Here is a 12,825-nt window from a genome sequence, read left to right as displayed (position 1 = left end):
CTGCCGCACCGGGTCCCGGCGACGCGGCCGTAGAGCACCGCCGGGGAGCGACAGTCGCGGCGGCCGTCATCCGCGAACCGGCGAGCGGCCTCCGATGCCGGTGGTGACGCACCTCCGGCGAACCGATGGGAGAGAAGTGATGAGTGTGTGGATCCACCGGCGCCCCGACGAGGAGGTGGCCGCCGACCGCACGGCGGCGAGAGGTCCGCTGGCCGGGCTGCGACTGGCGGTCAAAGACAATGTGGACGTCGCGGGCCTCCCCACCACGGCGGGCTGCCCGGACTACGCCTACGTGCCCGAGACCGATGCCCCCGCCGTGGCGGCGCTGCGGGCGGCGGGGGCGGTGGTGACCGGAAAGACGAACCTCGACCAGTTCGCGACCGGCCTGGTCGGCACCCGTTCCCCCTATGGTGCGGTGCCCGACGCCCGCAGGCCCGAATATGTCTCGGGCGGTTCGAGTTCCGGCTCGGCCGTTGCGGTGGCGCTGGGCGAGGCCGATATCGCGATCGGCACCGACACCGCGGGTTCGGGCCGAGTGCCCGCGGCGTTCCAAGGTCTGGTCGGCATCAAACCCACGGTCGGCGTCGTGAGCACGCAGGGCGTCGTGCCCGCGTGCCGCTCCTTCGACTGCGTCACGATCTTCGCCGCCGACCTCGCCACCGCCGATCTGGCGATGGGCGTCATGGCGGCGGGCGCGCCCGGCAGACCGTGGCCCGCCGACGTCCGCCTCGCCGCGCCGCCCCGCCCGACGGTCGCGGTGTTCGACACCGTGCCCCGGATGGATCCCGCATGGCGCGCGGCATTCGAGCACACGGTCACCGGTCTGCGCGAGCGTGGCGTCGACATCGTGACAGTCGATCCCGCGCCCTTCCTCGCCGCGGCGAAGCTGCTCTACGAGGGCGCGTTGGTAGCCGAAAGATACGCGGCGGTGGGCGAATTCCTCGACGGTGCTCCGCGGTCGGCGGATCCGGCCGTGGCCTCGATCATCCGCGCGGCCCGCGACCTGCCCGCCCACCGCTTCGTCTCGGATCTGGCGGAACTCGAGCGGTTGCGCGCGCAGGCGATGGCGAGCCTCGACGGCGCGGACGCTCTGCTCGCCCCCACCGCCCCGTTCCAGCCGACGATCGCTCAGGTCGCCGCCGACCCGATCGGCGTCAATTCCCGCGTGGGCACCTACACCAACTTCTGCAACTTGTTCGATCTGTGCGCGGTCGCGGTACCCGCGGGGACAGCGGGCGAAGCGCAATTCGGCGTCACCATCTTCGCCCGCCCCTTCGAAGACGCCGTCGCACTCGACATCGCCGCTCTCGTCCCCAACGGATCGTCACCCGCACCCGCACCCGCACCCGCACCGGCACCGGCACCGGCACCGATCGAGCGGGTCTGGCCGACACGAGTCGCACCGGCACTGGATCTGGTCGTTTTCGGTGCCCACCTCCGCGAGCAACCCTTGGCCCACCAGCTCACCGAACTCGGAGCCCGCTGGTCCGGCCCGATCCGCACCGCACCCTGCTATCGCCTGGGCGCCATGAAGACCACGCCGCCGAAACCCGCCGTGACACGAGTGGGCGAGGCCGAGATCGGTGTCGCGATCGCCGGCGAACGCTGGCTGCTCTCCCCCGCCGCCCTCGGCCGCTTCCTCGCCGCACTTCCCGCGCCGATGCACCTGGGTTCGGTCGAGCTCGAGGACGGCACGTGGACTACTGGCTTCGCCTGCGAAGGCACCGACGCCGAGGCTGCCACCGACATCAGCGCTTTCGGCGGCTGGAAGGCAGCCCTCGCCGCCGACGCACTGTGACAGCATCCGGATGCCGCCCGCCACGCTCGGCCGGTATCCGGTGGAGCGGACCGGTGAGGCGCCCGATGCGCACGCAACGCCTTGGAGCCCCGGGGCCTCGGCGGCGAACGCCGAGCCCGACGGCGTGGCGTGATCCCGGTCGAGGAATCGCACCACGACGGGCACGTGGCGCCCGCGACTCCGATCAGGATCGGACGAAGGTGCCCTCCCCCTCGCGGTTGTAGTACTCGAGCATCAGCCGGTCGCCATCGAAGGTAGCCTTCGAGACGGTGCCGGGATCCGCCCCTTCCCCGGTGGGAGTGAACACGAAAGTGTCGCCGTCCCAGTGGCGCAACGGCAGGGTCGTCTCGTCCGGGCCGAGAACGAGGACGAGTTCGTCGTCTCGCACCGCCACAGTCGCCGCACCATAGAAGGTGTTGTCATAGGACCCGGCGTACGCGTCGAGCGGGCGGGCGGGGACGGGGCTCGCGGGTGGCTCCTTGCCGACCAACTCGCCGGTGGGGGCGTCGATCTGTTCGAAGGCCGTGCGGTAGAGCTCACGCCAGTCCTCGCGGATCTCGCCGAACTGCACCAGGTCGGCGAACTCGGCGTTCAATGTCTCCGGGATGCCGATGCCTGCGGCATTGGTGAGCGTGACGATCGCGACGTCGGCGCTGGGGATCGCGGTGAACGCGGTGCCCGCGCCGAGGTTGAACGCGCCGGAATGGCCGAGGACCACCCTGCCCGCGGACGAGGAGTTCACATTGAAGCCGAAGCCGTAGAACCCCGCGCGGCTGTCCGGGTCGGCAGGCGGAGCGGAGACCGCCTGCGGGCTGATGGCAGGCAGCAGCGCTGCGGACGGCACGATTTCGACGCCCTCGTAGGTGCCGTCGCCGAGCAACATGGTCAGCCACCGGGCCATGTCGCGCACCGAGGAACTCGCGCCCCCGGCCGGTGACTGCGCGTCGGGGTCGCGCGACGGGTCGGCGGGCTGGTACCGGCCGTCGACCAGGACGTGCCCGACCGCCCGATCCGGCCGAGCCACGAAATCGGCGTAGCGCGAACTGGTGTCGTTCATGCCGAGCGGCTGATAGATCTCGCGTTCGGACAGGGTCGCCCAGTCGGTGTCCACCTTGTCGGCGACGGCGACTGCGGCGGCGGTGAGGCCGAAGTTGGTGTAGGCATACGAGTCGCGGAACGGCGCCAGCGGCAGTTGCCGCAACCGCTCGAGCACTTGCTCCTGGTCGTAGCCCAGGTCCTCGAGCAGGTCACCGGCGTGGTCGGGCAGTCCGGAGCGGTGCGCGTAGAGATCGCCGACCGTCACGTGCTCGGAGACATAGGGATCCTCGAGGGCGAATCCGGGAGAGAGTTCCCACACCGGGGTATCCCAGTCCACCCGGCCGGCACCGACCTGTCGCGCCACCACCGTGGCGCCGAGGGGTTTGGACAGCGAGGCCAGCTGGAAGACCGTCGCCTCGCCGACCGGATCGCCGGTGGTGACATCCCGAACGCCGAAACCCTTGCTGTACCGCACTTTTCCCTTATGCACCACCGCCACGGCCATGCCCGGGATCCCGGAATCCTCCATCAGCTCACCGGCCAGGCGATCCAGGTCGCCGACCGCGCGATCGATCTGCCCCTCCGGAATCACCACTCCCGCGACCGCGTTCGGCGACACGTCGTGCGGCCGCGCCGAAACGGGCGCGGAACTCTCCACAGTGCCCTCGTCGCTGTCGTCTCCCACGGTGCACGCACTCGCCACCAACCCCACCGCCACCAGTCCGGCAACCACCCCGCATCTGCTTCTCCGCACGAGCCACACCTCCTGCGTTGTGACGCACGACATAGTCGGATCCGAGCGTAGCGTTCGCCCGCCGCGGGAGCAGATGCCGCGCCGCAGGGCCTTCGCCCGCACGCGAATCTGCCGGATCCGATTGCCGATTCCTCGGCGTTCCGCTGGTCAGCGCCAGTTTTCACGATCCGGCCTCACGACGGTCGATCCGTTCACACGAACCCGAGGTAGCCGCCCCTCATCTCCGAATCCATTGCGATATCCATTGCGATCGAGCCCGATTGACCGCGTTCCGTCGCCCATGTCAGGCTCTCGGAAAGAACGGACCACCGCTCGGAGGACTCGATGCCCGCCTACGTGATCGCTCACCTGCTCGACGCCGACCCGCATCCGGAGATCGCCGAATACATCGAACGCCTCCCCGGCACATTCGCCCCCTACGGCGGCCGGTACCTCGTGCACATGACACAGCACGAAGTGAAGGAGGGCCGCTGGCCCGGCAACGTGGTCATGATCGGATTTCCCGGGATCACCGAGGCGAGGGCGTGGTGGGACTCACCCGCGTACCGAGCCATCGCACCATTGCGCTCACGCCACATCGCCGGCGACATCATCATGGTCGACGGTGTTCCCGACGACTACGACCCGGCCGCGGCCGTCCAGGCGATGCGCGAGAGCCTTGCCGAAGCTCCTCACGCGCAATAATCCATTCCTACTGCCCGAGGGCTGGTCGGTCGTCCGATCCATCGCCCGCGGAGGCAGCCGTGATGATCACCGCGGCGACCGGCCAGACGGCTGCCTCCGCCCCGACGTCATCGACGTCGGGTCTCACCCAATCGAGGCCACAGCTACGGCAGAGCCCCACAGTTCACCGGAGCGGGCACGTCGGCGAGGCGATCGGTCACCCACTGCTGCGAGGTCCCCAGTGACGGGAAGAAGGCCAGATTGTGGGTCCCCAGGAATCCGGACAGGGGCGGCAGCGACGGATCCACATCCAGCTGAACGACCGCACCGCCACCACACCAGCGTGCGGCCATATCGCGCACGGCCGGGTAAGTGGCTCCCTCGTCGTTCCTGGCCGCATAGATACGTACCGGCACCGAGGGGGCGGACCCGCCGAGCCGTTGCTCGTCGAATGCCCTCTTCAACTCCGGGGAACGATCGATCACGACCGAGAGGGGCTCTCCGCTGACAGTCCATTGGGAGGTGTTCGGCGGTTGCACGAAGGTGTTGGAGAGGCCACCGCCGCATTTGCCGACCGAGTCGCGCATGATCGCCTTGCCGGTGTCGTTGAGTTCGGCCTCGAACACCGGGCGCGTCTCGGGATAGTCCTCGGCGATGCCGTTGAGGATCCAGGCGATGGCCGGGGCGACACCGGGTCGGCCCTCGTTGCGCGCGACATACTCCTGCAGGCCCACCGGGGGCCCGCCCACGTAGGCGCCGCGCACGTTCAGCTCAGGGGCGTACCTCGGTTGCAGCTCGGCCGCGGCCGCCGAAGCCATCCCGCCCTGGGAGTAGCCGTAGAGGATGACCGGCGCGGCGGGATCGAGGCCGGACCCGGGCAGCCGCAATGCGGCACGCGCGGAGTCCAGCACCGCGTATCCCTGCGTTTTGCGGTTCATGAAGCTGTGGATGCCCGGTACGCCGAAGTCGTGATAGTCGCTCATCACCACCGCCATGCCACGGGACAGCAGTTGATAGATCGCGATGATGTCGTACTCGAAGACCGCGTCGGCCGGCGGCTGGTACCGGACCACCTGCGACAGCATCGCCGAGGGCGCGCACTCGAGGCTCTGCCCCTGCACACCGCCCGCATACGCCACCAGCGGCCGTGGCCCAGGGCCGGGCCACGGCAAGGTCGGCTCCAGGTATGTACCCACCACCGTGGTCGGCGCGTCATGGGTATTGCTGCTGGTGTAGACGAGGCGTGTCGATCTCGCCGGTATCGGCCCGGGCGCCCCGGGGATCGTCAACGCCAGGTGCGCCGCGTCGGCACGGAGAATGTTGCCCTCAGCCCCTTGCGACTGCGACGACACCGGCTCCGTCCACGCGGGTGGCCCGGCGACCATCCCGGTGCCGACGACTATGAGGCTTCCCGTCAAAGCAGCGACCCAAGCGCGTTTTTCGCTCTTCATATCGATCCTTCATGCGATGTGGTTCATCCAGGGAAGAGATCTAGATCGAATACTGCGAGTAATTCCGATCGAGCACAGAGCAGGCACACACGCACGTCGCGGTGCCGAGGCCACAGCCTAAGCCATGCGGCGTACGTCGGGCCGGAGGTTGCCGCTTTCGATGTGCGGTCCCATCCGACAGCGGCGACGCTGTCTCTGGCCACCCCGAAGCAGCGGGCCTCTTCCGGCGCACCGGCGTCCCGAGCGGCAGCGTCCTCGACGCCTCACCCGCCCATGCCGTCACCACGGACCTCGGCGACCACATCGACCTGCCCGTCAAGACCGACACCGAAGAGAGAAACCTCCACCGGACAGGCGTGCTCATCGCAGTCGGCCGCCCCGCCGAAATCTGACGGCGCAGCGAACGGCACTGCGGGGTCGGCGTCCCGGACCCGCGCGGAGGTCGACTGCGTGGTCCACTACCCGAATTCCGGGAAACGACCCCGCGCCACACACCGGCGAACTCAGGTAGCGCATTACGCAATCGGCCGGGAGTCGCGGCGGGTGACGATATCCACATACCTTGTTTCCGCCGAGAAAGGGCAGCGAAATGTTGGAGACACATACCGAAGACGCGGTCACGACAGCGGGCGCGGACACCGGGGAAGAGGATTTCCAGCCGGCGAAAGCCGTCTCCGGCTATGGCGCCGAAGACGCTGGAATCAGGTCGATCACCGAAACGAACGTCACGTCTGTCTTCTGGGCTCAGAAGCTACTGATCACCCACGGGACAGGTGCCTGGACGTTCGGATTCCCGGGCGTCACGGTCCGGGCGGACAGCCAGGTGTCGGTCAGCCTGACCGAGGTCGACAACAACAACACCCCGGTCCTGGGCCTGGCGACCACGCAGGTCATGAATGTGGTCCCGCACGCCGACGGCACCATGACGGTGCGCTACCACGTCGGCTGGAACAGCAATATCAGGGTGCTGTTCAACTTCATCATCGTGAATTGAGGCTCTGCTGCCCGACCGCCGCAGTGCCGCGGGGAGGCCGGGCAGGAAGCCGGTCTGTTTTCGACAGCGTGGTCGAAACGGACCATCGCCTCATGACACATGTCGGCCACGGAATGTCCGGCTCGATAGGCTGTCGGTCATGAAGCGGCCGGACCCGAACTCTCCGTCGACCTATGACGAAGCGCTGCGAATCGCGCGCGATCTGGCCCGGGATTCCGACACCCTCCTCCCCTACCGCCACCCCGGGCTCGAGAATGCCCGCTACGGGCGCGGTTTCGCCTTCCTTCAGACGATCGGAACCGACCGCGGCGTCGCGGACGGCTATGTCCTGGTGACCACGACCGGTTACGGCAGCGGCCTCCTGGGGGGCGGACGCACCATCGACACAGTGATCGCCGAACACTTGGCACGAGCCGAACATGCCAACCGGCACATCCCCGACAGTGAGCTGTCGCCGGCGCACCGCGTGGCACTGGAGGCCTACGATGCGGGCTTCACGCGCATCGACGAGATTCCCGGGCGCGCAACGATCGATGCCGAGACAGCCGACTACGCCGAGTACATTCTCATCGTCCTGCGGCGCAGCGGCAATCGGGGACTCTCCGGACGTAACATCCTCGCCCGCAATGATTTCCTGCTGTCAGGCCCGGATACCGGCCGCCGATACACGCACCCCTGTCCGCGCTGCGAGCAGCCGGCGGTCTATCAGGCACGCTACCCCCGCGCCGTCTGTGATGACTGTCGGAGCCGCACCACCGACCGTGCCGGGCGCCGGGTCACCGGTTTCAACACCCATCTCAGTGGCGGAATGATCGCCTACTACACGGACACGCTCGACCGAGCGGACGACTCCGGCGCGCAAGAGGAAGAATGCGTCGAGGTGACCCGAACCGGTAGGTGTTTCATCGACGGACACCCCGCGACCATGGAAGAGCACCGTTTCGGTGGGATCGTCGTCCACATGGTCTCCGGCGACTGAGTCCACCGCTCACACCTCTGTCCGAGCGGAGCCGACGTAGAGTGCGATACACAAGGAGTCCAACCTTTGGAGGCGCGTTGCCACACGAGCACTCGTACACCGTCGCTGTCGAATGGTCCGGGAGTACAGAACAGCTCGAGGCGTACTCGCGCAACCACACCGTCCGCTCCGACGCCGAGACACTGCTCGCGGGGTCGTCCGATCCCGCCTTTCGCGGCGACCCGACCCGATGGAACCCCGAACAGCTCCTCGTGTCGGCGCTCGCCCAATGCCACATGCTGTGGTTTCTCGCTCTGGCCGCGCACGCCGGTGTGGTGGTCACCGGATACATCGACCAGGCCATCGGCCGGATGACCGAACATCCCGACGGTGCGGGAGAATTCACCGAGGTCGTCCTGCGACCCGAGGTGACCGTCCGAGGCGATGTCGCCCTCGGCACGCTCGACCGGTTGCACCACCGCGCCCACGAGAAATGCTTCATCGCCCGATCCGTGAACTTCCCCGTTCGATGCGAACCGGCCGCGGTGACGAGCGCAGCGCGATAAGGGCTCGCCGAAGTCAGAGCTGGCTGTAGCCGCCGTCGACATACACCGCCGACCCGGTCATGAAGCTGCTGCGGTCGGAGGCGAGGAATACCGCGACGTCGGCGGTCTTCCTGGGGCCGGGCCAGCCGATTCATCGGCACCGCCGCAATGAGGTCGGCGCGCAGCTGCTCGGTGTCGGGGCTCAGGCCGAGCAGGCCGGGGGTTTCGGTCATCCCTGGCTGGAAACACTCTCCAACCATTGGCATCGACCATCGCTTCGTGCGTCCGCTTACCGGTTCAGCCAAGCTGCCGGTTCGGGTTCATGTCCGAGCCGTAGCCTGAAGTCGGCCACGCGATCAGGAGGAGACGAATGCGCAGAGTTCCACCGCCGGTCATCGCTGCTGCGGCCGCCGGGGTCCAGTACTTGCAGACCCGCGGCCGGCGGCCGACCCCGTGGTCGGGCCTGGCCGCAGCGCCGTTCACCGCCGCGGCGGCGACACTGGCCGCCTGGGCGGTCAGCCGCTTCGCCGACAAGGGCACCACGGTCAACCCGATGAGCTTCGACAAGGTGACCACCCTGGTCACCGACGGGCCCAACCGGTTCACACGGAACCCGATGTACCTGGGCCTGGCCAGCGCGCTGACCGCGCACGCGGTGCTGCGGCGTTCGGCCTGGGCATTGTTGCCCACGGCCGGTTTCGTGGCGCTGATCGATCGCACCCAGATCCCGGCCGAGGAGCAGGCGCTCGCCGAGCGCTTCGGCGAGCAGTACGAGCAGTACCGCAACCGGGTGCTGCGGTGGATCGGCCCGCCGCGCGCTTGATCGACAGGCAGACCACCCCTGGGATCAGGCGTGTGCATCTTTCCAGGTCCACACAGCACCACAGATCCGACGTCACCAGATCGTGCGCGGATACCACCCGCTCGTCGAGCCCGGAGCGCAGCGCGAACTCCGTCGACTGCTCCCACACCCGCCCCGACCGCTCGAACCTCGCGTGGACTGTCTGCGCCTGCTGGTGATAGGCAAGCACATTGAAGCTGACCCATTCCGAGACATCCTGATCCGGCCGGTAATGCGCGCCACGACGGGCCAACACCTGGTAGTACTCCCAGGTATTGCCTGGACGCCCGAGCCATGCCTCGATCGACGAGAACTCGGGCGCCAGCACGCCTTCCCGCGCGATCAGCAGAGTTTGTGAGGACCGTGACATTCGGCCGTTGCCGTCACACCAGGGATGTATCGAGACGAGATGCAGGTGCGCCAAGGGTGGTGGCGACACGGGGCGATTCGTTACGCTCCGCGTAGCTCGAACATGTGCTCCGAAGGTGGTGTCGCGGTGGCTTCCCGGCAATTCTTGTTCGCTCTCTGGGGCATCGAGGAAGATTTTCCTCGCGGATTGGGCGAGGCACTCGCTCGATCCGCGGCCGTCGAAGCCGTCCTCAATATCGGCGACCCGCGCGTCGCCGACGCGATGCTGCGGCTGACCACTTTCGACGCGCCTGTCGAGGCCGTCGTCACGCTCACCCTCGCCGCCGAGACCGCGGTCTCCGCCGCGGTGGCCGTGCTCACCGACCGATCGACCCGCGTCGCGGGCTGGCAGGTCGACGTCGTCACGCCGCTCCCGCCCCGGCCGACCGCCGTCGGAGAACGCGCCGAAGGGCTGGCCAACCTGGCGTTCCTGCGCAGGCCCGCCGACCTGCCCTACGAACAGTGGCTGGAGTGCTGGCGCGGCAAGCACACCCGGGTCGCCATCGACACCCAGGCCACATTCGGCTACATCCAGAACCGCATCGTCGAACCGGTCACCCCCGACGCCCCGCAGATCGCGGCCGTCGTGGAAGAGCACTTCCCGATCGAGGCGCTGCACGACATGCACGCCTTCTACGGCAGTGGTGGCGACGACGCCGAACTCGCCCGCCGGGTGGGCCTGATGATGGAAAGCATCGCCACCTTCGGCGCGGATCGCGACATCGATGTCGTGCCGACCAGTCGCTACCGGTTGATCTGACTCACCCCGGCGCGACCGAGCCGACATCGTGCGGCACGCAGTACACCGAGGCGCTCTCACGGTGAGGTGGCGGCCGCACGGGCGGCGCAGTCGTGCTGCGAGGCCGAGACGCAAGAGGATCCGCACCTGGAGCGATCCTGTACATCGGGGTAACAGACGCCGATGTACGCCGATAGGCAGGTCATGGACGCCACACACCTACGCACGATGTCCACGGCCGCCGCTGCCGCTGCCGCCCTCATGATCGGTGCGAGCGCCCCCGCATCGGCGAGCGAGTATCTCCCCGTCGAACTTCCTCTGGTCACCACCGCCGCACACGGTCTCGGGTGCGTGGGCGATGTGTGGGCCGTCGGCAACGTCTACCCCAGCGGACCGCACGGCCAGGTCGACCTGCAGCTCAAAGGCTGGTTGAAGGTCTTCGGCGTGCCCGCGCCCTGGTGTTCGGTCACCGCCACGGTGCACTGGCGCAATCTCGACACCGGCGCGACGGGTGCCGCCTCCGACTTCCTCGGCGACGGCAACGGTTTCCCGTTCTGGTGGGTGGCGCCGCAGATCGGCAACCTGCGCGTGAACACCGGACCGGGCCGGGTGGAATTCACCCTCACCACCGACCTGCCACACGCCCCGAGCGTCACCACCTTCACGGTGTACTGACGCGCCGGGGCGTCCCCTTCATCACCGCCCGACGCGGTCGCCCACCGGCCGCCGCGAGCTGCGGCGACTGACGCAGCGGATGGCGTCGTTCGAGACGCTGATCAGTGTCGCGAACGGCGCACCGTCGATTTGCGGAATAAGCTTGTGCCACTGTTTGATCGAAAACGCCGACGGCAGGGCCGCCGGGAGAACCGGTAGCGGGGTCCGGCGAACCCCGCCGATGCTGGGGCGATCGTCGCGGCGAGGAGAGCGGTTCGGCGAAGGGCCCGCAAACGGCGAGTGTGATTTCTTGTGTGAGTCACGGAGGTCGGTTTGTGCCGCCAAAACGATACTCCCCCAATATTTTCCAGCATCGCCAGCGGTTTGCGGGCGCGTCCGGAACAGGCGCTCCACACCGCGGGCCGGGTACACGGCGCACCTCCCCCGGACACGACTTCGCCCCCACCGCAGGGGACGAACGGTGGGGGCGAAGTCGACTGCCGACTACTTCGGCGGCAGGCTCATGTCGCGGTTCATCGTCGGGATCTCGATGCTGATCGGCGTGCGCAGTTCGGACAGGTAGAGCAGCGCGGCCTGACGCAGGAACTCGTCGAACATCCAGTAGACTTCCTTCGTCGGAGGTGCCACCGTGAGCAGTCCCTCACGCACCGCGACGAACGGCCCCCAGCTGAAGCGCAGCAACGGATCCCAGACCAGTTCACGCGGAATCTGGAGTCCGTCGGCCAGCTTGTCGCCCAGCAGGAAGCGGGTGAACGAGCCGAGCACCGGCTTGGTCAGGATCGCCAGATCCAGACCGGCCCCGAGGCTCAGCAGCCGGTCGGCGAGCTTCACGCCCTCCGGAGTCGCCATGAGGATCGGGTCGAGCACCTGCGAAGCCTGGGAATTGGCCTCGTCCCAGGATTTCGGGATGTACTCGTCCTTGATGCCGAGCATGTGCCCGGCCACCTGCCAGGAGTGCAGGAATCCCTCGGATTCCTCCTGTGGCATGGGCACCCCCCAGTTGACGAAGTGGCGCATGACCGTGGTGGGCAGGCTGTGCCAGGTGACCATCATGTCGTTCTGGCTGATCGGGATCTGCTCCTGGGCCGTGGCCGTCCAGTGCGGCGACTGCGGCAGCAGGTGACGCACGGCGGCGTGCACCAGGCGGGTCTTGACGCAGGTCACGATCATTTGGCCGTCATCGGCGTAGGCGTTGTTGCTGCCGATGTCGTAGCCGAGCTTGGCGGTCTTGGTGATGCGGTCCTTGAGGTCGTGGCCACCCTTGGAGTAGTAGACCGCGCGCGCCTCCTTCGGGATGACTGTGCTCATCATGCCGCTGGCGAAGCCGTAGAGTACACCGAGGTAGAGGCCGCGCTTCTTGTTGAACTCGATGGCGGAGTTCAGTTTTCCGTGGTCGACCCACTGCGGCATCCGGCGCGCGTATTCCATGAACTCACGCAGGTCGTTCGGCAGCCCGGCGGGCAGCGGTTGACCATTCGCCGTCCACTGGCGCAGTTGTTCGTTCACCTTGGGCACATCGCCGCGATCGATCAGCGAGGCGACGAGTTCGTCGACCTCGGGGTCCCACACGCCCATCGGGTCGAGACCCGCGCCTTCGCCCGCCACCGACCCCTGCGGTGACCATGTCCACGGCTCCGCCCTGGCCGGTGATGCGGCGGCGAGCGCGCCGACGGCGCCCACCGCCCCGAGTACACCTCCGGCCTTCAACGCATCGCGCCTGTTGAATCCCTGCATGTCGCCACTCCTCATTGAGTCCCGAGCACCGTGGTGTCGACGGCCAACGGCCCCACCAGGACGCCCTCCGCCTGACCTAACGGTCAGAATACTCAGTAACTTAGCAAGACTCGTGCTGCTTGTCTCCACTTCTACGTAGATCCATATATGGCACAGACGATTCCTGCGGAAACGGTGTCGTGCGATAGAGTGAGGCTGGTTTACATGCGGCGATGATCGAGAACTTC

At 67.8% G+C, this 12,825-nt stretch carries 12 protein-coding genes; 8 read left to right on the top strand and 4 right to left on the bottom strand.

The window, feature by feature from the left end; all coding sequences use genetic code 11:
• Positions 1-139 precede the first annotated feature (139 nt).
• A complete protein-coding gene (gene atzF / locus IU449_RS01520) occupies positions 140-1,798 on the top strand; it encodes an allophanate hydrolase (RefSeq protein ID WP_228803625.1) in 1,659 nt (552 codons plus the stop codon).
• 184 nt (positions 1,799-1,982) lie between these two features.
• Here the strand turns inward: atzF and IU449_RS01515 are convergent, their stop codons facing one another.
• Complete coding sequence (locus tag IU449_RS01515; RefSeq protein WP_416382092.1) at positions 1,983-3,590, bottom strand: serine hydrolase; 1,608 nt, start codon at positions 3,588-3,590, stop codon at positions 1,983-1,985.
• Between the two features lie 324 nt (positions 3,591-3,914).
• Here IU449_RS01515 and IU449_RS01510 point away from each other — a divergent pair, with 324 nt between their 5' ends.
• Complete coding sequence (locus IU449_RS01510; RefSeq protein ID WP_195000175.1) at positions 3,915-4,274, top strand: DUF1330 domain-containing protein; 360 nt, start codon at positions 3,915-3,917, stop codon at positions 4,272-4,274.
• A 143-nt stretch (positions 4,275-4,417) separates the two neighbouring features.
• Here the strand turns inward: IU449_RS01510 and IU449_RS01505 are convergent, their stop codons facing one another.
• The gene (locus tag IU449_RS01505) at positions 4,418-5,704 is read right to left on the bottom strand and encodes a lipase family protein (RefSeq protein WP_195000174.1); all 1,287 of its coding nucleotides are present in this window, start codon (positions 5,702-5,704) and stop codon (positions 4,418-4,420) included.
• Positions 5,705-6,293: 589 nt separating this feature from the next.
• Between IU449_RS01505 and IU449_RS01500 the strand changes: the two genes are divergently transcribed.
• From IU449_RS01500 to IU449_RS01490, 3 genes are all read left to right on the top strand, one after another.
• The gene (locus IU449_RS01500) at positions 6,294-6,698 is read left to right on the top strand and encodes a hypothetical protein (protein ID WP_195000173.1); all 405 of its coding nucleotides are present in this window, start codon (positions 6,294-6,296) and stop codon (positions 6,696-6,698) included.
• A gap of 139 nt (positions 6,699-6,837) precedes the next feature.
• Positions 6,838-7,677 (top strand): hypothetical protein, encoded by an 840-nt coding sequence (locus IU449_RS01495; RefSeq protein ID WP_195000172.1) that lies wholly within the window; start codon positions 6,838-6,840, stop codon positions 7,675-7,677.
• Between the two features lie 77 nt (positions 7,678-7,754).
• The gene (locus IU449_RS01490) at positions 7,755-8,222 is read left to right on the top strand and encodes an OsmC family protein (RefSeq protein WP_195000171.1); all 468 of its coding nucleotides are present in this window, start codon (positions 7,755-7,757) and stop codon (positions 8,220-8,222) included.
• Positions 8,223-8,235: 13 nt separating this feature from the next.
• Here IU449_RS01490 and IU449_RS29755 read toward each other — a convergent pair whose 3' ends face one another.
• Positions 8,236-8,352, bottom strand: coding sequence for an SDR family oxidoreductase (locus IU449_RS29755; RefSeq protein WP_416382146.1), 117 nt, complete (start codon positions 8,350-8,352; stop codon positions 8,236-8,238).
• 219 nt (positions 8,353-8,571) lie between these two features.
• Between IU449_RS29755 and IU449_RS01480 the strand changes: the two genes are divergently transcribed.
• The 3 genes from IU449_RS01480 to IU449_RS01465 all read left to right on the top strand — a co-directional run bounded on the left by IU449_RS01480 (position 8,572) and on the right by IU449_RS01465 (position 10,864).
• Positions 8,572-9,024, top strand: a complete 453-nt coding sequence (locus IU449_RS01480) for a methyltransferase family protein (RefSeq protein WP_195000170.1) — start codon at positions 8,572-8,574, stop codon at positions 9,022-9,024.
• 514 nt (positions 9,025-9,538) lie between these two features.
• Entirely contained in the window at positions 9,539-10,210 is a 672-nt protein-coding gene (locus IU449_RS29605) for a hypothetical protein (RefSeq protein WP_195000169.1), read from the top strand.
• 162 nt (positions 10,211-10,372) lie between these two features.
• Entirely contained in the window at positions 10,373-10,864 is a 492-nt protein-coding gene (locus IU449_RS01465; protein WP_195000168.1) for a hypothetical protein, read from the top strand.
• Between the two features lie 483 nt (positions 10,865-11,347).
• Here IU449_RS01465 and IU449_RS01460 read toward each other — a convergent pair whose 3' ends face one another.
• Complete coding sequence (locus IU449_RS01460) at positions 11,348-12,598, bottom strand: oxygenase MpaB family protein (protein WP_195000167.1); 1,251 nt, start codon at positions 12,596-12,598, stop codon at positions 11,348-11,350.
• Between the last annotated feature and the right edge of the window lie 227 nt (positions 12,599-12,825).

This window comes from Nocardia higoensis (genome assembly GCF_015477835.1).
Lineage (GTDB): Bacteria > Actinomycetota > Actinomycetes > Mycobacteriales > Mycobacteriaceae > Nocardia > Nocardia higoensis_A.
This window is presented reverse-complemented; position numbering and strand designations above follow the sequence as displayed.